This is a genomic window from Amorphoplanes friuliensis DSM 7358 (assembly GCF_000494755.1).
In the GTDB taxonomy this organism is placed as follows: Bacteria; Actinomycetota; Actinomycetes; order Mycobacteriales; family Micromonosporaceae; genus Actinoplanes; species Actinoplanes friuliensis.
In genome coordinates this window covers 8,200,468-8,222,355 of the sequence record NC_022657.1, presented here as the reverse complement: position 1 = coordinate 8,222,355, position 21,888 = coordinate 8,200,468, and the positions used below count along the sequence as shown (strand labels likewise).

22 protein-coding genes are annotated in these 21,888 nt (G+C 71.0%); 7 read left to right on the top strand and 15 right to left on the bottom strand.

Annotated elements, in window-relative coordinates; genetic code table 11:
- Positions 1-7: 7 nt before the first annotated feature.
- Positions 8-472 (top strand): VanZ family protein, encoded by a 465-nt coding sequence (locus AFR_RS44290; RefSeq protein ID WP_023562120.1) that lies wholly within the window; start codon positions 8-10, stop codon positions 470-472.
- On the opposite strand, the gene AFR_RS37845 is transcribed toward AFR_RS44290, so the two are convergent.
- Positions 387-1,289 (bottom strand): alpha/beta hydrolase, encoded by a 903-nt coding sequence (locus AFR_RS37845; protein ID WP_023562119.1) that lies wholly within the window; start codon positions 1,287-1,289, stop codon positions 387-389. The genes AFR_RS44290 and AFR_RS37845 overlap by 86 nt on opposite strands.
- A gap of 77 nt (positions 1,290-1,366) precedes the next feature.
- Here AFR_RS37845 and AFR_RS37840 point away from each other — a divergent pair, with 77 nt between their 5' ends.
- On the top strand, positions 1,367-1,693 hold the full coding sequence (locus AFR_RS37840) for a winged helix-turn-helix transcriptional regulator (protein WP_023562118.1): 327 nt from the start codon (positions 1,367-1,369) through the stop codon (positions 1,691-1,693).
- Here AFR_RS37840 and AFR_RS37835 read toward each other — a convergent pair.
- The 5 genes from AFR_RS37835 to AFR_RS37815 all read right to left on the bottom strand — a co-directional run bounded on the left by AFR_RS37835 (position 1,680) and on the right by AFR_RS37815 (position 5,841).
- Positions 1,680-2,306, bottom strand: coding sequence for an NADPH-dependent F420 reductase (locus tag AFR_RS37835; protein WP_023562117.1), 627 nt, complete (start codon positions 2,304-2,306; stop codon positions 1,680-1,682). The genes AFR_RS37840 and AFR_RS37835 overlap by 14 nt on opposite strands.
- A 63-nt stretch (positions 2,307-2,369) precedes the next feature.
- Entirely contained in the window at positions 2,370-2,759 is a 390-nt protein-coding gene (locus AFR_RS37830; protein WP_148308188.1) for a VOC family protein, read from the bottom strand.
- 1,799 nt (positions 2,760-4,558) lie between these two features.
- A complete protein-coding gene (locus AFR_RS37825) occupies positions 4,559-4,843 on the bottom strand; it encodes a hypothetical protein (RefSeq protein ID WP_023562115.1) in 285 nt (94 codons plus the stop codon).
- 2 nt (positions 4,844-4,845) lie between these two features.
- Complete coding sequence (locus AFR_RS37820; RefSeq protein WP_023562114.1) at positions 4,846-5,292, bottom strand: hypothetical protein; 447 nt, start codon at positions 5,290-5,292, stop codon at positions 4,846-4,848.
- Between the two features lie 81 nt (positions 5,293-5,373).
- Positions 5,374-5,841 (bottom strand): hypothetical protein, encoded by a 468-nt coding sequence (locus AFR_RS37815; protein WP_023562113.1) that lies wholly within the window; start codon positions 5,839-5,841, stop codon positions 5,374-5,376.
- A 129-nt stretch (positions 5,842-5,970) separates the two neighbouring features.
- On the opposite strand from AFR_RS37815, the gene AFR_RS37810 reads away from it, so the two are divergent.
- The 3 genes from AFR_RS37810 to AFR_RS37800 all read left to right on the top strand — a co-directional run bounded on the left by AFR_RS37810 (position 5,971) and on the right by AFR_RS37800 (position 9,144).
- The gene (locus tag AFR_RS37810; RefSeq protein ID WP_023562112.1) at positions 5,971-7,110 is read left to right on the top strand and encodes a serine hydrolase domain-containing protein; all 1,140 of its coding nucleotides are present in this window, start codon (positions 5,971-5,973) and stop codon (positions 7,108-7,110) included.
- Between the two features lie 43 nt (positions 7,111-7,153).
- Entirely contained in the window at positions 7,154-7,519 is a 366-nt protein-coding gene (locus tag AFR_RS37805; protein ID WP_023562111.1) for a nuclear transport factor 2 family protein, read from the top strand.
- Between the two features lie 152 nt (positions 7,520-7,671).
- Positions 7,672-9,144, top strand: coding sequence for a serine/threonine-protein kinase (locus AFR_RS37800; protein ID WP_041841435.1), 1,473 nt, complete (start codon positions 7,672-7,674; stop codon positions 9,142-9,144).
- A gap of 3 nt (positions 9,145-9,147) precedes the next feature.
- Here the strand turns inward: AFR_RS37800 and AFR_RS37795 are convergent, their stop codons facing one another.
- From AFR_RS37795 to AFR_RS37760, 8 genes are read right to left on the bottom strand one after another with little or no spacing between them, the layout of a single operon-like run.
- A complete protein-coding gene (locus AFR_RS37795) occupies positions 9,148-9,462 on the bottom strand; it encodes a hypothetical protein (protein ID WP_023562109.1) in 315 nt (104 codons plus the stop codon).
- Positions 9,455-10,708 carry a sensor histidine kinase gene (locus AFR_RS37790; RefSeq protein ID WP_023562108.1) on the bottom strand — a complete coding sequence of 418 codons (1,254 nt, stop codon included), beginning with the start codon at positions 10,706-10,708 and terminating at the stop codon, positions 9,455-9,457. The genes AFR_RS37795 and AFR_RS37790 overlap by 8 nt, the downstream gene beginning before the upstream one ends.
- Complete coding sequence (locus tag AFR_RS37785; RefSeq protein WP_193786339.1) at positions 10,708-11,370, bottom strand: response regulator transcription factor; 663 nt, start codon at positions 11,368-11,370, stop codon at positions 10,708-10,710. Before AFR_RS37785 ends, AFR_RS37790 begins: the two co-directional genes overlap by 1 nt.
- A 55-nt stretch (positions 11,371-11,425) precedes the next feature.
- Positions 11,426-12,679, bottom strand: coding sequence for a cation:proton antiporter (locus AFR_RS37780; protein ID WP_023562106.1), 1,254 nt, complete (start codon positions 12,677-12,679; stop codon positions 11,426-11,428).
- Positions 12,676-14,013, bottom strand: a complete 1,338-nt coding sequence (locus AFR_RS37775; RefSeq protein WP_023562105.1) for a cytochrome P450 — start codon at positions 14,011-14,013, stop codon at positions 12,676-12,678. The genes AFR_RS37780 and AFR_RS37775 overlap by 4 nt, the downstream gene beginning before the upstream one ends.
- Positions 14,010-15,041, bottom strand: a complete 1,032-nt coding sequence (locus AFR_RS37770) for an alpha-hydroxy acid oxidase (RefSeq protein WP_041841434.1) — start codon at positions 15,039-15,041, stop codon at positions 14,010-14,012. Before AFR_RS37770 ends, AFR_RS37775 begins: the two co-directional genes overlap by 4 nt.
- 1 nt (position 15,042) lies before the next feature.
- The gene (locus tag AFR_RS37765; protein WP_023562103.1) at positions 15,043-16,608 is read right to left on the bottom strand and encodes an FAD-dependent oxidoreductase; all 1,566 of its coding nucleotides are present in this window, start codon (positions 16,606-16,608) and stop codon (positions 15,043-15,045) included.
- A 23-nt stretch (positions 16,609-16,631) separates the two neighbouring features.
- The gene (locus tag AFR_RS37760) at positions 16,632-18,113 is read right to left on the bottom strand and encodes an aromatic amino acid ammonia-lyase (protein WP_023562102.1); all 1,482 of its coding nucleotides are present in this window, start codon (positions 18,111-18,113) and stop codon (positions 16,632-16,634) included.
- A 63-nt stretch (positions 18,114-18,176) separates the two neighbouring features.
- On the opposite strand from AFR_RS37760, the gene AFR_RS37755 reads away from it, so the two are divergent.
- Positions 18,177-19,721: an NAD(P)-binding domain-containing protein gene (locus AFR_RS37755; protein WP_023562101.1), complete on the top strand. Its 1,545-nt coding sequence runs from the start codon at positions 18,177-18,179 to the stop codon at positions 19,719-19,721.
- Entirely contained in the window at positions 19,711-21,102 is a 1,392-nt protein-coding gene (locus AFR_RS37750; protein WP_023562100.1) for a class I adenylate-forming enzyme family protein, read from the top strand. The genes AFR_RS37755 and AFR_RS37750 overlap by 11 nt, the downstream gene beginning before the upstream one ends.
- On the opposite strand, the gene AFR_RS37745 is transcribed toward AFR_RS37750, so the two are convergent.
- Positions 21,099-21,875, bottom strand: coding sequence for a helix-turn-helix domain-containing protein (locus AFR_RS37745; protein ID WP_023562099.1), 777 nt, complete (start codon positions 21,873-21,875; stop codon positions 21,099-21,101). The genes AFR_RS37750 and AFR_RS37745 overlap by 4 nt on opposite strands.
- Positions 21,876-21,888 lie beyond the last annotated feature (13 nt).

Genomic DNA, 21,888 nt, shown 5'->3' with positions numbered 1-21,888 from the left:
ACAGATCATGATGCGGCGACGGGTCACCACCACCATCCTTCTCCTGTACGCCGTGAGCGTCGCCGCCGTGACCGTCCTCCCGATCCGCGCCCACCCCGCCGCCTACTGGGCCGCGGAACCGTGGTGGACGGTGTTCCACTGGATCCCCGGAGTGGTCGACGGGCCGAGCTTCGTCCTCAACGTCATCATGTTCATCCCGCTCGGCGTCCTGCTGCCGCTGCTCCGGCCCCGGCTCGACGCGGTACGGCGGCTCACCGCGTACGCGGCCGGGGCCAGCTTCTCGATCGAGCTGACACAGTTCGTGCTCGGGATGACGCTGGGCAGCCGCCGGACGGTCGACGTCAACGACCTGATCGCCAACACCGCAGGCGCGCTGGTCGGCCTGCTCATCCTGCGGCTGGCACTGCCGTCGCGGCGCCGGCGCGCAACGTGCGTCGCAGGAAAACCGTCGTCGCCTCCACCGCCTGAGTGACGTACGGCTCCGCGTCGTACAGGTCGATGTGCTTCTGGGCGTCGAGCCAGACGATCTCCTTGTCACCGGGGGTTTCCGCGTGCATCCGCGCGGCCAGCTCGGGACTGCAGTAATCGTCCTGGCGGCCGTGCACGATCAGCAGCGGCGTCTCGGCGAGCAGCGCGGCCCGGCCCAGCGCGTCGAAGGTCATCAACGAGTGCAGCGACCCGCGGGTGACCCTGTTCTCCCAGCTCTTGGCGGCGGAACGCGAAGTGCCGTAGTAGTCCCACGGCTCGTCGCCACCCATTGCCGCCTCCCCGTGATCGGGTGCGACCGCGGGCAGGAAGTCGTCGTAGGAGTCGAGAAAACCCCGCAGGGCGGCGCGATAGCCGGACGGATCGGCGGCGAACCACGCCGGGCTGTTGTAGGCGCCGGCAATACCGGCTACCGCCCGGAGGCGCGGATCGGTGGCGGCGGCGCTCACGGCGTACCCGCCGCCCAGACAGATGCCCACGACGCCGATGCGGTCGGCAGCCACCTCGGGCCGCTCCTGGAGGAGACCGACCGCGGACCGCAGGTCGGCGAGCTTGCCCTGGGTGTCCTCATGGCCGCGCCGGCCCGCGCTGCGCCCGAAACCGCGATGGTCGAACGCCAGGGTGATCAGGCCCTGCCGGGCCAGCCGGTCGGCGTAAAGGCCGGTGACCTGCTCCTGCACGCCGGTGAAGGGTCCGGTCAGGACAACCGCACTGCCGTCCGCGGCGTCCGGGACGCGCAAGGTCCCGGCCAGCTCCAGGCCGTCACTGGCAAAGGTCACTTCTTCGGTACGGATGGTGTCCACGCACCGACGCTAGGCTCGGCGACGGCAACTGCCCAGAAGGCACTTCGTGGTACCCATCAGCTTGCGGGGGTTTCGACATGACACTGGTGATCCCGGACGTGCTCGAGGAAAGCTGCACCACCCGCCAGGCCCTCGAACGCCTGGCGGCCAAATGGCGCGTGCTCCTGATCTATGCCTTGCTCGACGGCCCGCAACGCCCGGCAGCACTGCGCCGCAGGCTGCCGGGAATCACGCAGAAGGTGCTGACCGAAACGCTGCGCGGCATGCAGTCCGACGGCCTCGTCGAGCGCCGCGTCCTCAAGGAGGAGCCACCCCAGCACGTCGAATACGCGCTGACGTCGCTCGGCCTGACCCTCGAAGAGCCGCTGGCCGCGATCTGCGCTTGGGCGATTAGGCCTGCTTGAGCAGCTCGTGCAGGCCGGCCGCGTCGACATCCGGGCCGTAGGAAGGTGTACCCGGCTGGTAGCGCCACGACTCGTCCAGCCCACCGAGGTCAACGGCGTCGAAGCCGACCTCGTCGACGAGCGCGAGCACGACCCGCTTGGCGGCCTCGTCGTCACCGGTGACGGGCAGAGCGCGCCGGCCCTCGGTGCCCGGCGCGGTGGGCCGGTCCAGCAGATGCTGCGCGTAGATGTTGTTGAAGACCTTCACCACGGGCCGGCCGAGCTGCTCGCCCACCCAGCTCGAAGAGGTCATCCCGTCGTCCAAGGCCTGGATCTGCCCGTCCCGCTGCGGGTAGTAATTGTTCGTATCGATCACGGCCGCGCCCGGCCGAGTCGTGTCCAGCAGGCCTTCAGGCAGCTCGCGAACCGCCTTCAAAGGCACGGCGACAATGACAACGTCAGCATCCCGCGGCGCGTCGACAACGTCGACCGGGGTGGCGCCGGTGCGTTTCGCAACCTCGCCGAGCGTCGCCGGCCCCCGCGAATTGGCGATCACCACCTCGTGACCGTGCCGAACGAGCAACTGCGCCAGATTGCCACCGATGTGACCGGCGCCGATGATTCCGATCTTCATGAAGATCCTCCGATTCTCTCCACGGATAATCCCCGAAGACCGCCCGCTCATCCCGACTGTGTCTCACACCATCAGTTCAGGCTCAACCTGATGGATCTTGATCGGCATCCCATCGGGCGTCTCGACATGCAACTGCACCCCAAGATCCAGATCCCGCGCCACCTCGACGATCTTGACGTCGTTGTCCCGCAGCCACTGCTCGAGCTTGTCGAGCGGCATGGTGGCAGAGAAGTTGAGCTCAACGGTGCTCGCTCCGCGCGCGGCGTCGGGCGGGCGGGTGACCAGGCCGATCTGGGCGGTACCGACCTGCATCAACACCCACTCACCGTCCCGGTCACCGTGATTGACCTCACCGCCCAGCTTCTCGTAGAACGCCACGGCCGCAGCCATGTCGCCGACGTGAACCATCGGTTGTAGTTCCAGGCCTGGAAGCTGCGGCTTCGGCGCCGGCACTTTGGCAACACCGATGGTTTCGGCGCGGCGTGCGGGAGACGGGCGCGGGCCGCCGGACTGCTTGTTCCGGAACGGCCCACTGCGCAGATCCGGACTCGGTGTCCTCGGCGTCGCGGCGCCGGGTGATGCCTCTGCTGGTCGGCCGACCCCGCCCCCGGCCCCCGTCCCGGTCCCGGTCCCGGCTCCGTCTCCGGCTCCGGGCCTGGTGCCTGCTCCGGTCCCTGCCCCGGCTCCGTCTCCGGCTCCGGGCCTGGTGCCTGCTCCGGTCCCTGCCCCGGCTCCGTCTCCGGCTCCGGGCCTGGTGCCTGCTCCGGTCCCGGCTCCCGATCCGGTCGCGGGCCCTGTCCTGGTCGCGGGCCCTGTCCCGGTTCCGGCTCCGTCTCCAGTTCCGGGCCCGGTGCCTGCCCTGGTTCCTGCTCCTGCCCCGCTCCCGTCCGCGGCCTGGGTCTCGGCCCCGCCCCCGGTTTCGGGTGAGTAAGTGTTTACCAACCTGGCTGGCGTGGTCGCCGTCGCTGACTGATCGGCCGTGCTCCCGGCGGCCACCGATCCGGTCGGTGTGGTCGCCGCCTGCGGTTGCCCGACCGTGTTCTGGCTGGCTGCCGGCCCGGCTGGTGTGATCGTTGCCGACGGTTGACCGGCAGATTCCTCGCTGGTCGACGGGCTCGTCCACGACGGTCTGCCGCCGGCGTCATCCGGTGAGTGAGTGTTTACTAACCTGCCCTGCGCAGAGGTCACGCTGGACGGTGCTGGCGCCGTGTTCGTCGCCCCCAGGCTCGGGCCGGGGGGCGTCTGACCAGCGGCTTCACCTCCCTGCCAATAGGGATGGGGCGTGGCCGGGACCGCGTTGTCGGTCGGGGAGGTCCGCTGAGCGCCGGGCAACGGCCGGGCGGCCAGCCGGGCAGCCATCGCCCCGCGCGCTGATGCGGCAGCATGCGCCTCGCTCGTCGGCTCATGGCCCGGCGCGGCGATGGCCATTCCTTGCGCGGCGATCGGTTGGCCGGCCGCGGTGGCTGACTCCGCCGACTGCTCCCGCCCACCGATGATCTCTTCCTGTCCAGCGATGATTTCTCCTGGCTCGGCGATGGCCTGACCGGGCGCAGCGGCCGAGTGGCTTGGGAGGGCACTCGCCTGCCCGGGGGCGGCGGCCTTCCCCGACGCAGCGATGGGCTGGCCGGATGCGGTGACGCATTCGCCCGGCTGCTCCAGGGAGTTCGCCTCGCCGGCGCTTCGGATCGAGCCGCCAGGCCAGGTTCTCGTCTGCTCGGGCGCGGTGATCGGCGTTCCCGCCGCAGGGATCGCTCGTTCCGCCGCAACGACGGACTCTGCCTGCGCGGTGATCGGCCCTGTTGCGGTGGCCGGCTTGGGCTGCGCGGTGACCGACTCTGGCGCGGTGATCGACACGGGCTGCGCGGTGCCCGGCCCTGTTGCGGTGACCGATTCGGGCTGCCCGACGACCTGTCCTGTTGCGGTGATCGACTTGGCGGGCGCGGCGGCTGGCTCTGTTCGGGTGGCGCGGGGCTGGGCTGTTTCGGGCTGGGGTGAGGGGAGGGGGCGCTGGATGAAGGGGGCGGGGATCGGGCGCGGGTCCGAGGGGCCGCCTGATGATGGGCGTCGCGGGGAGGGGGTGGTGGTCTGCTGGCGGTTGTCTCGCGAAGCGTGGGGCGGGCCGTCCGGGGTGGCCTGGCGGCCACGGGTTTGCGCCGGCTTCCTGCTGCCGGAGGGAACCGGTCGTTCCTTGGCCATGGCGGGCTCCTGTCGGGCGTGCTTCCGGCGCCGGCGATGTGCCGCCGCCGAAAGGCTCAACGACCCGTGGGGCTCATCGATACATCCTTGCCGGGGCCTCCTGTGCTCAGTCTGCGAACCACGAGGAGACCGCCGAAACCGGGAATGAACGCACATAGCCGGGTCCGCAGGGAACGCGCCTCGCGCAGGGTTGAGCCGATGACCAGCAGGTATGCGCAGCCGTGGACCGGGCCGAGCAGGGAAGCGACACCGGGCCAGTGGACCGTGGCGAGGTTGGTCAGCAGGAGGATCAGGCTGCCGAGTTCGACGAGGGCGGTGATGCGGAGGAGTTGGGACGGCATGGTCAGGCTCCTGTCGTGGAGCCGGGGCGGACGACCATCAGGACGACGACCACGGTCCAGAGCAGGTTGAAGACGCCGGTGACCATGCCGAGCCGGGCGGCGCCCCGAAGCGCTCCGTCGGGTGACGCCGCCAGCACGTCGGACTGGCCGGGTAGCACCAGGAAGCCGAGGACCGCGGCGGCGGCCACGGTGAGCACCATCGAGGTGATCAGCCAGGCGTCGCCCAGGACGCCGAGGCTGCTTGCCGTGGCCAGGCCGAGGACGGGGACCAGGAGGCCGAGGACGGCGTAGATCCGGCAGATGCGGTGGAGGTTGCGCAGGACGGGCAGGCCGCCGGGGTCGGAGGCGGCCCGGCGTGCGGCGGCGGGGAACATGCTGGCCGCCACGGTCACCGGGCCGATGGCCACGATGGCGGCCAGGACGTGCAGGGCGAGGAGCGTTTTTGTCACGTTCGACGACGTTAGGCAGCCTGATGTCCGGCCGACAGTGGCAGGAATGCCACGTCGCGCCTGATTCTGGCCAGCAAGATCTCAGTCGTTGAGCTGTGCCCGCTCGATCTCGCCCAGCGCCAGCGTCAGGAACTCCGGCAACGACCGCAGCCCCAGCAGGTAGGTGATGAGCAGCGCCGAGTGGTGGGCCAGCGCGTCCGGCTTGGGGGGCGGTTCCTCGTCGTCGTGCACGCCCAGGGAGCCGGCCAGCAGGATCAGCACGACGTGGGGGTCGACCTCCGGATGCCACTCCGCTGCCGCGCGGACGCTCTTTTCCAGTACGTCGCGGATGTCGTCGCCGTCGAGGCCGTCCGGGTGGGTCGCCTCCAGCAGGAGTCGTACCGTCGTACCGAGAATGAGGCCTGTCTGGGCTTGATCTTGGGCTGCGAGCTCGGTGATCGCCGAGGTCAGGGCCTCGGAGTCGTGGGCCCGGGCGGCTGTCACCGCGGCATCGGTGGCCGCCGCGATCGGCCGTGCGGGTGCGGGAAGGTGCCGCCACTCGTTGGTCACACTCTGACGCTAGACCCCGGATCCGACACTTCCGGGGAACCGGTCGATGTTGCCGGCTAACCAAGTGGCGCAGGCATCTTTTTGTCGGGGGTTCCTGGCATGGTGTCTGTCATGACGTTGCATGAAGCCATGGCGGCACGCGTTGAGCGTGGCGAGTTCCCCGGGATCGTCACGCTTGTCGCCCGCGGCGACGACGTCCGCGTCGATGCCATCGGCTCGACGGCGTTCGGCGGCGGGACACCGATGACGCGCGACACGATCTTCCGGATCGCGTCGATGACCAAACCGGTGCTGGCCGCCGCCACGATGATCCTGGTCGAGGACGATGTCATCGATCTCGAGGAGCCGATCCACCGGTTGCTGCCCGAGCTGGCGGGTCAGCAGGTGCTGGCCCGCATCGACGGGCCGCTCGACGAGACCGTGCCCGCGCGGCGGCCGGTGACCATCGAGGATCTGCTCACGTTCCGCCTGGGTTTCGGCACGATCACCGAGCCGTCGTTCAACCCGCCCTACCCGATCGTCGAGGCCGCCGAGTCGCTGGGTCTGGTGCTCGGCCGGCCCGATCCGCGGACGCCGCACGACCCCGACGAGTGGATGCGGCGGTTCGGCACGCTGCCGCTGATGGCCCAGCCGGGGGAGCGGTGGATGTACAACGTCGGCACTCTGGTGCTGGGTGTCCTGCTGGCCCGCGCGGCCGATCAGCCGCTCGGTGACCTGCTGCGGGAGCGTCTGTTCGACCCGCTGGGCATGCCCGAGACCGGGTTCTGGCTGCCGGCCGGGCGGGCCGCGCAGCTCCCGGCCTACTACACGACCGACGAGGGCACCGGGAAGCTGGCCGAGGTCACCAACACACCGCCCGAGATCTGGAGCAGCCCGCCGGTGTTCCCGTCCGGGTCGGGTGGCCTGGTGTCCACGGTGGACGAGTTCCACACCTTCGCGCGCATGCTGCTGCGCCGCGGGGTGCACGGCGGCACGCGGCTCCTCTCGGAGAAGTCCGTCGAGCTGATGACGACCAACCGCCTCTCGCCCGAGGAGATCACCACGGGCGGCGTGCTGCTCGGCGGCGCAGGCTGGGGTCTCGGCATGGCGGTGACGGTCGAGGCCGAAGAGCCCGCGACGACCGCCGGACAGTACGGCTGGGCCGGTGGGTACGGCACCGACTGGTTCACCGACCCGCACGAGGACCTGATCGCCATCGCGATGACCCAGGTCAGCGACTTCCTGTGGAGCGGCGGCCTGGACGAGTTCCGCCGCCTGTCCTACGCCTGACGCATATGGGCGACAACGCTGGTAGCTCCAGGAAAGGAGAACGATGACCAGCCTCGACGCTGTCACGGCGTGGGTGCACCGATACCGCGTGGCGTGGGAGTCCAACCGCCCCGACCATATCGGCGGGCTCTTCGCCGAGGACGCGGCCTACTTCCCCGAGCCCTACGCCAAACCGTGGCTCGGCCGCGACGAGATCATCGCGAAGTGGCTGGAGGCCAAGGACGAGCCCGGCGAGACCACGTTCGAGTGGCACCCGCTGATCGTCACCGACGACCTGGCCATCATCGAGGCCACAACGGTCTACCGCGAGCCGCCCCGCACCTACAGCAACATGTGGGTTCTGCGCCTGGACATCTCGGGCCAGGCCCGCCAGTTCACCGAATGGTGGATGCAACACCCGGAAAAGTAACGGCCGACAGATCGCGGTGGGTGCACAAAATCGCGTAAGCGGATGATCACGTTCCGATTTGAGCGCTCTGCGTACTCAATCGGGGGAAGGTGAGTCGTCCTCACCGGCCTTGTGCGGTGCGGTTCTGCTTCTTTGCAGGCAGACTGCCTCGGATGGAGGTTCGAGACCACGTGCTCGGCGGCCGCTACACGCTGCTGGAGGAGCTCGGCAGAGGCGGTACGGCCGTCGTCTGGCGTGCCCGGGACGAGGTGCTCGGACGGTCGGTTGCCGTCAAGCTGCTCGCGGCGCATCATGCCGGGGACCCGCAGTCGCGGGCCCGGATCCGGGACGAGGCCCGGGCCGCCGCCACGCTGTCGCACCCGCACATCGCCCAGGTCTACGACTTCGGTGAGTCGGGGGAGGACGGGCAACTCGTCCCGTACGTGGTGATGGAGCTGGTGCACGGCATCACGTTGCAGCAGCGGATGAAGACCGGGATGCTCGCCCCGAAGCAGATCTTCCGGCTCTGCGGCCAGGTGGCGTCGGCGCTGGCCACGGCCCACGCGGACGGCCTCGTGCACCGTGACATCAAGCCGGCGAACGTCATGGTCACGCAGGCCGGTGCCAAGGTGGTGGATTTTGGCATCGCCGCTGTTGCCGGCCCGGCCGATCCGGACGACGTGGTGCTCGGCACCCCGGCTTATCTGGCGCCCGAGCGGCTCACCGGCGGCGCGGTGGCGCCGGCTTCCGACGTCTACGCGCTGGGGGTGCTGCTCTACCGGTTGCTGACCGGTGAGTCGCCGTGGTCGGTCGACTCCACGACGCAGATGCTGAGTGCTCACGTTTATGTCGAGCCGACGCCGCTGCCGGCGTTGCCCGAGGTGCCGGCGGACGTGACGGACCTCGTCAACCGGTGTTTGTGCAAGGAGCCGTCCGAGCGCCCGACCGCGGCCGCAGCCTCGGCCACGCTCACCCGGGCCGCCGAAGAAGTAGAAGCAGCAGCAGCAGCAGCAGCAGAAGCAGAAGAAGAAGTAGAAGCGCCGCCGGTCAGAGAGCGGCAGTCGAAGAAACGACTGACCATCGGCAGCGCCGCGGCCGCGGTTGCGGCGATCGTTCTGGCGGGCCTGTTCCTGCCGTTCGGTGCCGAGGGTGACCCCGAGGTGGCCCCGGCCGGTCAGGCGTCGATCGCCGCGCGGTCGGGGACGGGGTCGGCGGCTGCGGACGCCGGTCCGACGCCGGCGGCGACCGTGCCCGCGGTGGTGGCGCCCGAGCGGACGCCGGAGCCGTCGGTCGAGCCGTCCGTTGCTTCTGCCGCGCCGAAGCCGTCGGGGGTTGTCCAGCCGCCGCCCGCGCCGGGCAGTGCGAGTCCGCCGCCGAAGCCCTCGGCGGCGGCGCCGCCACCTGCGGAGCCGATCGGGAACGTCAAGACCTTCACGTCGCGGGGCGGCACGATCGAGGCACGCTGCAACGGTTCGGGGAAGGCGAAGCTGGTGGCGTGGGCGCCGAAAGACCCGTACCAGGTCGACAAGGTGAGTGCCGGACCCGCGCTCACGGCGGCGATCGTCTTCAAGCACGCCGCGAGCCGGATCCGCATGACGGTGACCTGTGTCGCCGGTGAGCCGACGGTGGTCACGCTGCCGTTGTGATGCCTACTGCTCGGCGTACCGGGTGGGTGGGAACGGGTTGTCGGGGCTGAGCGGGGCCGTCTCGCCCTCGCTCTCCTGGCGCGCCGTCACGGCCGTGATGTCCTGATAGACCTCGGAGGTCGCGGGGTCCGTCTGCGGGTCCTCGTCGGTGGCCGGTGGCACGTCGTTCGGGTCGTACGCGTCGATCCCGGCTTCGACACGTTCGGCTTCGGTGCGCCGGGCGAGCTGGTCGTCGTCGAGGTGAGCGGGTGCTCCGCCGTGGAAACGCCTGTCGCGTTCGCCCTCGGCGGCTTCCGTGTTGATCTGTTCGTCAGCCATGGCTGCCTCCCCGGAAGGTTGTCGATCGATTCGACGCTACCCCCGTGGGCAGCCGGACGGTGAAGGTCGCCCCGCGCCCCGGGTGGCCGTCGGCCTCGATCGTGCCGTGGTGGCTGGTCACGACCTCGCGCAGCAGGGCCAAGCCGAGCCCGAAGCGGCGGTCGCCGGCACCCGCACCGCGGTGGAAGCGGTCGAAGATGCGGTCGGCGTCCGCCTGGTCGAAGCCGTCGCCGGTGTCCGCGACGATCAGTTCGGCGTGGCCGTTCCCGGCGCGGACGGTGACGCCGATCCGGCCGCCTTCGGGGGTGTGGGTCAGGGCGTTGGCCAGGAGTTCACCGACGACCCGCCGCAGTGCGGACTCGATCCCGGGGACGGGCAAAGGATCACCCGGTGCGTCGAGGGTGACCGACACGTGGCGTTCGCCGGCCCGGTCGGCCTCGGTGACGATCGCCGCGCGGGTCAGCTCGGCCAGGTCGACGGCGGCGGTCGGCGGCCGGTCGGCGGGTGTGGCGGCCAGCCGGGCCGAGAGCAGCAACTCGTCGACGATCTCGCCGAGCCGCCGGGTGGTCCCGACGAGCCGGTCCAGGTCACGCTGGTCGGCCGCGGTCGCGCCGGTGCGGGCGCGCCGGGCCAGGAGCTGGGCCCGGGTGTGCACCTGGGCGATCGGGGTCCGCAACTCGTGGCTCGCGTCGGCGACAAAGCGGCGCTGCCGGGCCAGCGCCTCGGCCAGTGGCGCGACGGCACGCCGGGCGACGAGCACACCGGTCAGCACCGCGGCGATCAACCCGGCCGCTGCCGCCAGGCTGAACGCGAGGAGCAGGTGCCGGCGGTCGGCCAGCTGGAAACGCGCGTCGAAGACCGCCTGCACAACACCGTTGCCCCGGGTCTGCGTACGGACGTAGTAGACCGTGCCGTTGCGGGCGATCTTGGTGGTCTCGGTGGCCCGCGTCGTGGCGACGGTGTCGAGCGCGCTCTGCAGCGGAAAGCCGGGTGGTGGCGGGTTGACGCCGGTGTCAACGGTCCGGCCGTCGGAGACGAAGATCCAGCTGCAGCCGGGCGGGCCACTGGTCGTGCCGCGCGTCGCACCCCACTCCAGCTCGCCGGCGATCAGATTTTCCTGGCTGTGGAGCAGAGCGGCGTACGAGATGCCTCCGCCGAGCATCAGCAGTGCGCCGATCGCCAGGCCGACGAGCACACCGATCCGCAGGCGGGCCCGCCGGACGATCGACCGTTCGTCGGCGTCCATCAGAGGGCGCCGAGCCGGTAGCCGAGCCCGTGGACCGTACGCACCGTGGTGCGGCCCAGCTTGCGGCGCAGGTAGTAGACGTAGGTGTCCACGAGGGACGGTGCGGCGGCCTCGTCGAAGACCCGGCTGCGCAGCTCGGCCCGGGAGTGCACGGTGTTGGGCCGCGCGGCGAGCACCCGCAGGAGCTCGAACTCGCGCGCCGACAACGCCACGCGGGACCCGTCCGGCAGCACGGCGTCCCGCAGCGAGAGGTCGAGCAGCCCGGCGCCGATCCGCAGCGCCTCGGTCGAGTCGGCCGTCCGGCGGCACAAGGCGCGTACGCGGGCGCTCAGCTCGTCGAGGTCGAAGGGTTTGACCAGGTAATCGTCGGCGCCCGCGTCGAGGCCGGCGATCCGGTCGTCGACGGTGCCCAGCGCGGTGAGCATCAGCGCCCGCGCCGGCACCGCCCGTGACCGCAGCCGGGCGACCAGGTCGAGGCCGTCGAGCGCGGGCAGCAGCCGGTCGATGACCATCACGTCGTAGGGGCGGGTGAGGCCCAGATGCAGTCCTCGCTGCCCGTCGGGGGCGTTGTCCACGACGTACCCCTCGTCGACCAGCGTCTCGGTGAGCAACTCCGTCAGGTCCGTGTCGTCCTCGACGAGCAACAGCCGATTGGATCGCATTCATCGACAATCGCATATGTCTGGGTAGTTGAAACAGTGATAGTTGTCTCTTCAATTATTTGGCGTCGACGAGCACCGGTGCGGGTGCGGGCTTCGAGGAACGGTCGATCCAGCTCAGCAGCGGTGTGGTCATCAGCGTCGTGATCAGGGCGACCAGCACCAGGACGGTGAAGAGCGACGAGTTCACGATGCCCGCCTCCAGGCCGACGTTGAGGGCGATGAGCTGCATCAGGCCGCGGGCGTTCATCAGCGCGCCGACCCTCAGCGCCACACCCTGCGGCTCGCCGCGCAGCCGGGCCGCGGCCCAGCACGCGCCGAACTTCCCGACGATCGCCACCGTCACGCAGGCGACGGCGAAGAGCAGGACCGCCGGGTTGCCGAGCAGGCCGAACTCCGTCCGCAGACCGGAGTACGTGAAGAACAGCGGCAGGAACACGGTCGCCGCGATCGGGGTGAGGGTGTCCACGACCCGGTCCGTGGCGGCGGTGCGGGGCATGACCACACCGACCGCAAACGCGCCGAAAACCGCGTACAGGCCGATCTCGTCGGTGTACCAGGCGACCAGGAAGAGCAGGACCACCGTGCCGAGCAGCCGCGCGCGGTCGTCGAGCCGGCCGCTGGTCATCAGGGCGGTGGTGGTGCGCCTGCCGCCGTACCAGAGGACCAGGGCGAAGAGGACCGCGCCGCCGGCCGTGACGACTGCCGGGCCGGCCTCGCCGGAGGCGAAGGCCAGGACCACCGCGAGCATGATCCAGGCGACCAGGTCGTCGATCGCGCCGCTGGCCAGCGAGAGGGTGCCGTGCCGGGTGCCGGCCTGCCCGCGTTCCGTGATGATCCGGGCCAGCATGGGGAAGGCGGTGATGGCCAGCGCAACGCCGACAAACGCGGCCGAGACACCGAGCGCCGTGCCCTCGGCCTGGATGGGGACCGCGCCCGAGGTCACGAGGACCAGCAGGACACCGAGCACGAGCGGGGCGGTGACGCCGGCCAGCGACACCATCCCGGCGGTGCCGGCCAGACCGGAGACCCGGTGCGCGGTGAACGCATAACCGGCCTGGAACATGAACAGCACCAGGCCGACCTGTCCCACGACGTACAGGATGGGCAGCAACTGGGCCGGGAAGAGCGCGTCCTTGACGTCGGGGAGCAGCAGGCCGAGCAGGGACGGTCCGAGCAGGACACCGGCCAGCATCTCGCTGACCACGGCGGGCTGGCCCGCCTTGCCGAGCAGCCAGGCCACGCCCTTGCAGAAGAGCAGGATCACCGCGACCGCGATGAAGAACCGCGGTGCCAGCTCGGTCGGTGTCATCGGACAGCCTCCTCGAAGTAGGTCGCGCACAGCCGCTGCCGCCGCGCGTCGATCACCATCCAGCTGCCGAGCACCAGCTGCCGGAGGCTGCGGCCGACGTCGGCCCAGCGGTCCCGCAGGTGCATCGCGCTCAGGCGCAGCCGTCCGGGTCCGGCAACCCCGGCCGGTGTCAGGTAGGCCGGTCCGCGGCTGGGCAGCGACCGGGTGTGCGAGACCGACGACGCGAGGGCAAAACGCCGCAGCACCTCGCGGGTGGCAGCGCGCAGCATCACCGGTGCGACGCCGCGTGCCGGGCAGGCCCGGTTCGCCGTGACGCCGTACGGAATGAAGTGGGCGTCCTTGCGCTTGAGCGTCAGCCACCGGTCGGGGGCGAACCGGTCGTCCGCGGCCGGACCGGTGCGCTGAAAGGCGAGGTAGTTGAAGAGCAGCACCGAGCCCGCGGGCAGCTCCACACCGGTCGGCAGGTCGATCGGCGCCGACGTGATCCGGTGAGCGACCCCGAAGAGCGGATGCACCCGCAGCGTCTCGTCGATCACGCGGTCGAGGGCGTCGTCGTCGTCCAGGCCGCGCTGGAGTCCGGGATGCTCGGCCAGCGCCAGCAGCACGTGGGCCATCGCCTCGGACATCTGCACGACAGCGGTGTTGAAGAACGCGCCCTGGAGATACCAGGCCGTCTCCAGCTGCGTGAACTCCGGCGGCAGGGTCACCGGGCAGGTGCCGGTCTCGAGCCGGGCGAGCAGATAGCGGGTGAGCCGGTCACGCCGGTCCAGGTGCCGCAGACCCGCGCCCTTGAGGGCCGTGACCACGTCGTTCGCGTTGGTGACGATCAGCTCGCGGGTCTCGGGCGGGCAGGCCTCCGCGAAGACGAGCTCGTGATAGACCTCGGCCCAGACGGGCATCATCAGGTCGCGCAGGCGCACGTGGCTGATCCGGCCGGTGGGCAGACGGTCGAGCACCCGGCGGGTGGCGGCGGTGGCGAGCTCGTCCGAGCGCTGGTGTTTCACCGCGAGCACCTGACGTGTCGTGCGGGCGACCGCCTGGTAGCGGTCGCCGGGTTCCAGATGCTCCTGGTGCATTTGCGGGCCGGGCGCGAGCCAGTACCAGAACAGGTCCGAGAGGCCGGCGCCGCGGCTGCGCCCGTTCGCGGCCGGGTGCGAGTAGACAAGATCGAAGTGCTCGGCGCCGACCAGGGGACCGGGCACGGGGATGCCCTCGGTGCCGTTGACCCGCGTGAAGATCCACTCCCGGAGCCGGACCACCGTGGGCGGCAGCCAGCGCGGCAGGGTCCAGGCCGTCCCCAGCACGACCACCACCAGCACGGGTACGACGATCATCCGCGCGGCACCGCCACCAGATCGGCACCCAGCTCGGTGGGTCGTGCCGCACCGGCCAGCGCCAGCGCCCGGTCGAGCTCGGTGCGCAGGCCCTCGAGCACGCTCCGCACCCCGTCGGCGCCGCCGGTGGTGAGTCCCCAGATCACCGGTCGTCCGACCAGCACCGCGGTTGCGCCGAGGGCCAGCGCGACGAGCACGTCGGTGCCTCGCCGCACGCCGCCGTCGAGCAGCACCGGCAACCGGCCGCCGACCGCCTCCACCACCGCGGGCAGCGCGTCCAGGCTGGCGATCGCGCCGTCGAGTTGCCGTCCACCGTGGTTCGAGACGATCAGTGCGTCCACCCCGTGCTCGACGGCCAGCCGCGCGTCGGCCGGGTGCAGTACGCCCTTGAGGACGATAGGCAGGTGCGTACGGCTGCGGAGCCAGGCGATGCTGTCCCAGCTCAGGCCTTCGTCCATCACGATGTCGCGGATCCGGCCGTCGGCGTCGCGCATGTTCTCGCAGGCCAGGCCGGACGGCAGGTCGAGGAAGCCGTTGCGCAGGTCGCGTTCGCGGCGGCCGAAGACGGGTGAGTCGACGGTGACGACCAGCGCTCGGCAGCCGGCGGCCTCGGCCCGGCGTACGACCGTGGTGGTGAACTCCCGGTCCGGCTGCGGATAGAGCTGGAACCACAGCAGCGCCCCGGTCGTGGCGATCTCCCCGACCGGCTGGGTGGCCGCCATGCTGACCACGAGCACCGTCCCGGCCGCCGCGGCGGCACGAGCCGTGGCGACCTCGCCGTCCGGGTGCGCCAGCCGGTGGAACGCGGTCGGCGCGATCAGCACCGGCATGGTCAGCTCGCAGCCCAGCAGGCCGGTCCGCAGATCCCGCTCGCCGGTCCCGCGCAGCACCCGCGGCACGATGCGACGCCGGCCGAAAGCCTCCACATTGGCACCGAGCGTCCGCTCGTCACCGGCGCCGCCCGCGAAGAAGTCCCAGTGTGCCGGGTCCAGCCGCCGCCGGGCACCGGCCTCGTCGACCACGGGCATCTCAGCCCTCGGCACCGGAGAGGCAGCGCCCGAGGAAAGCGGCGAGCGGCTCGACGTGCACCTGCGGCCGGTCCCACTCGTTCTCGAGGTTCTCCGCCAGGTGGTGCGTGGCGACAACCTGGCCCTCGCGGTGATAACGGACGACCGGGTGCAGGTACGCGGCGTCGTGCGCCTGTCCGACCACGTCCTGCGCGACGCGCGTCACGGTGATGTCGAACGGGTCCACCTGGTCGTGCTCGGGGCCGTACTCGAGGGTGACGGCAAAGGCGTGCTCGTAGTCGTGATCAGCCGTGAACAGCCCGGTCTCCGCGAAGTAGTCGACCGGCACCTCCTCGTGGTAGCGCGCGTCCGGCCCGGCCACGGTCACCACGTCGGCCAGCACCCCGAACTGCTGCCACAGCGCCGAGGTGCGGTTGATCCGCGTGATGATGGCCTCGGTCAGGGACTCGGGGGTGCCGTCCAGCTTCTCGGCGGGCCACGGCGTCTCGGCGTACCGGCGCTCCAGGATCTTGTGGAGCGCGCGCACGGCGTAGCGGAAACCGTGGATGAAGCCGCTGGTGGACCGTTTGAAGTCGCGTTCCTGGCTCAGCGTGCCGGCAAAATAGAGGCCGGGGACGTTGATCGACTCCCACTCCGCAGTCTGCGCGGGGAAGCGGTCTCTGATGACCAGGTCCGGCCGGCAGCTGTCGTCGAAGATCGACGCGTCGAAGGCGAAGCCGGTGCAGGCCAGCACCCGGTCGTAACGCAGTTCCTTGACCACCTCGTCGGCGCGCGAGAACGCGAACGTCACCTTGAAGCCGTCGCCGTCACGCTCGATCCGGCGCACGTGCCCGTCGAGGATCGCGTTGGCCGACTTCAGCTGGTACGTGTCCAGGAAGTTGTTGTTCACCGCCCGCAGATGCCCGACGTAATGTGTGCGCCAGGCCAGCCGCACCGAGCTGGGCCCCGCGAGGTGGATCAGCGTGGTCGTCTCCATCAGGCTGTCCGCCGTCTCGAAGGCGGAGTTGCCCTTGCCGATGATCAGCACCCGCTGGTCGAGGTAGTCGCGCGGGTCGACGGACATGTCGGCGTACCCCTCGGCCAGCTCGAACCCGGGGATGTCCGGCTCGTACGGCCGCGAGACACCCGTCGCCACGATCACCCGCCGCGCCTGCCACGAGCTGTCGCCGGCGGTCACCGTGAAGACGCCGTCAGCGCGGGAGATGCGCGTGACCCGGGTGTCGTAGCGGACCTTCACCCCGGTGCGGGCGGCGAAGTCGGCCAGATAGCGGACCATCACCTCGGCGTCCGGGAAGTACCGCTCGGTCCACGACGTGAACCGCAGCGCCGGGTCGTCGCTGAGCAGCGAGTTCCAGTCCAGCCGCAGATTGACCTCGGGATCGTCCGAGCCGGTGTGCGGCTTGTTGATCGAGATCAGTTGGCGGTGCCGGGGATAGCGGGCAAAAAACGCGCCGGGCGCACCCGCACCCTCCAGCACCAGATAGTCGCGTTTGCCGTCGGCCTCCAGCAGGGCGGCGAGCTGGAGGCCGGCCGGCCCGGCCCCGATGATCAGGTAATCGAGCGTCACGGGCTCACCGTAGGAGCGAGAAATCAGAGAAAACTCAGGCGTTCCACCAGATCTGCCGCCCGGCGGACATCGCCGTCGAGGGGCCGGTCCGGGTCGATCGCCGGGATGGCCTCGGCCAGGGCATCCAGGATGGTCGCGCAGCCGGGCGCGGTCGGTGTCCGGGCACCCACGTACGCGGCCTGTCGCAGCCCCAGCGCGAGCGAACCGCAGATCAGCCGCAGCAGGCGCGCCTGATCCAGCGCACGCAACGCCGCCTGGGTGCCCAGCGGGATCACGTCCTGGTTGTGCAGGTTGGTCGGCAGGCTCTGCATGCTCGCGGGCATCGCGTCCCGGCGGATCTCGGCGATCAGCGCGGTCGAGGCGAGCTGGACGCCCTGCAGGCCGTGCTGCTGCCCGGGTCCGGCGGCGAGCATCGGCGGGAGCCCGCCGTTGCGGTGGGGGTCGACCAGCAGGTCCAGCTGGCGTTCCGCGAGGTTGCCGACCTGCGCGATCACCATCGCCAGCAGGTCACCGGCAAAGGCGGCGGGCTGGCCGAAGAAGTTGCCGCCGTGCACGACGAGGTCGTCCTCGGGGAAGAACAGCGGGTTGTCGCTGACGCTGCCCAGGTCGGCCTCGACCACACCGTCCACATAGCGCAGTGCGCCCTCGGCCGCACCGAGCAGCTGCGGCGCGCACCGGATGCTGTACGGCTCCTGCAACGCCCGAGTGCCCGACGGCACGGCACCGCGGAGTGTCTCCCGCATGAACGCGGCAACCTCGATCGCGCCCGGGTGGGCGTACGCGCCGATCAGCCGCGGGTCGAGGAACTGCGGGTCGCAGCCGAGCAGGTCGGCCAGCAGACAGGTCAGCATCTGCACGACCCGGTGCGAGGTGCGGACGCTGTCCAGCGCCAGTGCGGTCGCGGCCGTGGTCAGCGACGTGCCGTTGACCAGCGCGAGGGCGTCCCGCCCGTCCAGTGGCAGCCGGGTCAGGCCTGCACGTTCGAGCGCCTCCGCCGCGGGCATCCGCACACCGTCGACGTACGCGTACCCGCGGCCGCGCAGGGCCTGGGCGGCAGCACCGAGCGGGATCAGGTCACCGCTCGCGCCCACGGACCCGAGTCGCGGCATCGCGGGGACGAAGGTGGTCGCGAGCATGGCGGCCAGTGCTTCGATGACGTGCGGCGACACCCCGGACGCGCCCTGGGCCAGGGACCAGGCGCGGATCAGCATCGTCGCGCGTACCACCCCGGGGTCGAGGTCGGGGCCCTGGCCGGCGCCGAGATGGGCGAGGGTGTTGTCCGCCTGGTCGGCCTGGTCCGCGCGGCCGGCGTACCCGACCAGGGCGCCGAAGCCGGTGGTGCTCCCGTAGACCGCGCGGTCGTCGCCGAGAACCTTGCCGAGGAAGACCCGCGAGCGGGTGACTCGCTGGAGGACCTCGGTGCCCAGCACCACGGTCAGTGGCGTCGCCGCCTGTCGCAAGTGGACGATCCGTAGGGGCTGCGCGAGGTCGATCTGTGGTGTCATCGCCCGGACGCTAGAGACGGTTTCTCAGAACGTTCTGATTTCGCCCGGCTAGGTTCCCCTCGCATGACGCACGACTACCTGATCATCGGGGCCGGCCCCGCCGGTCTGCAGCTCGCGGCCCTGCTGGAGCGCGACGGTCATGACTACGTCGTCCTGGAGGCCGGACCGGGCCCGGGCACGTTCTTCCGCACCTATCCGCGGCACCGGCAACTGATCTCCATCAACAAGATCTGGACCGGCTCGGACGACCCGGAGTTCAACCTCCGCGCCGACTGGAACTCGCTGCTCACCGACGATCCGGCGCGGCTCTTCCGCCACTACAGCAAGCGGTACTTCCCCGGCGCCGAGGACCTCGTGCGCTACCTCGCCGACTTCGCCGAAGGGCTCGCCATCACCTACGACACGGGGGTCACGCGGGTCTCCCGGGACGGTGAGGCCTTCCTCGTCGAGGCCGGCGACCGCAGCTGGCAGGCCCGTCGTGTCGTGGTCGCCACCGGCGTCTCGCAGCTCCACGTACCGGACATCGAGGGCGCCGACCTCGCCGAACGTTACGACACCGTCAGCGTCGACCCGGACGACTTCGTCAACCAGCGGGTGCTGATCGTCGGCAAGGGCAACTCGGGCTTCGAGACCGCCGACGCCCTGATCGAGACGGCCGCGGTGATCCACGTCGCCGGCCCGCACTCGATCAAGCTGGCCTGGCAGACGCACTACGTCGGCCACCTGCGCGCGGTCAACAACAACTTCCTCGACACCTACCAGCTCAAATCCCAGAACGCCGTCCTCGACGGCACGATCGAGCGCATCTCCCGGCGCCCGGAGGGCGGCTTCCGGGTCGATTTCCGGTACGCCCGCACGGTCGAAGCCGTCCGTGTGCTCGAGTACGACCGGGTCATCCTCTGCACCGGCTTCCGCTTCGACGCGTCGATCTTCGACGACTCGTGCCGCCCCGCGCTGGTCATCAACGACCGGTTCCCCGAGCAGACCTCCGCGTACGAGTCGGTGAACGTCCCCGGCCTGTACTTCGCGGGCACGCTGACCCAGCAGCGTGACTTCAAGAAGTCGACCAGCGGGTTCATCCACGGCTTCCGGTACGGCACGCGGGCGCTGCACCGCATCCTGGGCGCCCGGCACCACCAGACGCCGTGGCCGGCCACACGCCTCGAAGCCACACCGGAGGCGATCACCGACGCGATCATCGCCCGGATCAACCGCACCTCCGCGCTGTGGCAGCAGTTCGCCGTCCTCGGCGACGTGATCACCGTCAGCGGCGACACGGCCGACCACCACGAGGAGGTGCCGGTCGCGTACCTGAAGGACGGCGGCCTGGGCCCCGCGCCGCTGGCCTTCGTCACCACGCTGGAGTACGGCCCGGATCACGACACGGTCGACCCGTTCGACATCTCGGTGCCGCGTATCGCCGAGAACGACGCGAGTGCGGCCCACGACGCGAGTTACCTGCATCCGGTGGTCCGCGTGCACCGGGGCGGCACGGTCGTCGCCGAGCACCACCTCGCCGAGAACCTGGAGAACCACTGGAATCTCCCGGCCGTGCACCAGCAGCCGCTGGCCGTTTTCATCAAGGGTGTCCTGGCCGATGCCCACTGATGTCTGGCCGCAACCGATCCTCGACCTGCTCGCGGCGGGAGGCGACCGGCCGGTGTTCGAGGACGGCCCCCGCGTGGTCGGCGCGGGGGAGCTGCTGGTGCTCGTCCGCCGGGCGGCGGCCGGTCTGCGAGCCGCGGGTATCGGCCCCGGCGCCGGTGTCGCCGTCCTCGCCGGTGTCTCGGCGGAGGCGTTCGCCGCGACCATCGCCGCCTTTGCGGTCGGCGCCCGCGTCTCGGGCATCCGTCCCGGTCTGCCCCCGGAACAGCTGGCCGACCTGCTGAGCCGCGACCACGCCGTCCTGATCGGACCGGACGAGCTCGACGGCCTGCTCGCCGCACCCGACGAACCTCTGGTGGCAGCGGGCCGGCCGGACGACATCGCACGGATCATCTACACCAGCGGCAGCACGGGCCGTCCCAAGGGCTGCGTCCAGACGTACGCGGCCATGTCCGCCGCCTGGGCGCCGTACCCGGACCGCTGGCCACCGGCGATCCGTGAGCTGGCCGGCCGGCTGGACCGCTATCTGGTCTTCGGCTCGCTGAGCAGCCAGGTCATGCTCGAATACGGCATCCTGACCCTCGCCGCGGGCGGCACCCTGGTCGCCGCGCACGCACCGGCCTTCCCGGACTCACTCGTCCGGCACCGCGCGACCGCCAGCGTCATCACGGTCGGCAAATTGCACCGGCTCGTCCGTGACCAGCAGGAACACCCCGTGGACCTGAGTAATCTCGGCGCCCTGATGGTCTCCGGCTCACCGCTGGAGCCGGGCCGGCTGCGGGAGGCCCTCGAGGTTCTCGGCCCGGTGGTCTTCCACGGCTACGGCCAGACCGAGACCGGCATGATCGCCATGAGCACACCGGACTCGGCCTCGTCGGAGGCGGCACTGTCCTCGGTCGGACGGCCACCCGCAGTTGTCGACGTGTCGATCCGCGACGGCGAGCTCTACGTCCGCACCCCGTCCCAGGCCTCCGGCTACTGGCACGAGCCCGAGGAGTCCGCCGAGGTCTTCGTCGACGGCTGGGTGCGTACGCGTGACCTCGCGAGCCTGGGCGACGACGGCCTGCTGCGGCTGCTCGGCCGGGTCCGCGACGTGATCATCGTGAACGCCGAACTACTCTACGCCGGGCCGATCGAACGAGCCCTGGCAACCGACCCGGACGTCGCCGAGGCGTACGTGGTCGGCCGCCCGGACGAGGACACCGGCGAGGCGATCCACGCGTACGTGGTGCCGGTCAACGGCCGGACCCCCGACACGGGGACGCTGCGCAAACTGGTGGGGGAGCGGCTGGGCCCGAACGCCGTGCCCCGCACGGTCACCCTGATCGACCGGGTCCCCGTCGCCCCGAGCGGCAAGCCCGACAAGACGCAGCTGACGCCTTAGCCGAGCCGCGACAGGAGCTTGGCCGAGTCGCTGCCCGGCTCGGCCTGGTAGGCGATGATCACCTGGTCCAGGGCGCCGGCCACGGTGAGGGCCTGGCGGCGCAGGGTCAGCGGGCCGACCACCGGGTGGTGGAACCGCTTGGTCTCGTCACGGGCCGGTCGCACGTCGTGCCGCGCCCACCAGCGCCGGAAGTCGGGATCCCGGTCCAGCTCGGCGACGAGCGCGGCCAGGGCCGGGTCCCGCGGATCAGCGCCGGCCCGCAACGCCGCCACCGTCTGTTCGGCGATGACCTCCCAGTCGGCAAAGAGCTTGCGGGCCTCCGGTTCCAGGAAGATGTCCCGGGCGAGGTTGCGCCCGGCGGCATACATGGGCGACAGCGCCGCCGCGAGCTTGTTGCCGGCCAGCACGTCGAGGTGACGGCCCCGCACGTACGCGGGAGTGCCGGCCCAGTCGTCGAGCAGCCGCTGCACCGCCGGATCGAGTGGCCGTGGCGGCGGAAATGCCGGCGGCTGCGCCAGCGCGTGCAGGTGCGCGGTGGTGTCGGCGTCCAGTCGCAGCGCCCGGGCCAGCGCGTCCAGGACCTGCGGGGACGGGTGGCGGTCGCGGCCCTGCTCGAGACGCATCAGATAGTGCGCGCTGACGCCGGCCAGTCCGGCGAGCTCGTCACGGCGCAGACCGGCTACGCGCCTGCGTCCGTACCCGGGGAGTCCGACGTCTCCCGGCAGCAGCAGGGCGCGGCGCGCTTTGAGGAAGTCACCGAGCAGCCCGGCCATCCCTGCAGCGTAG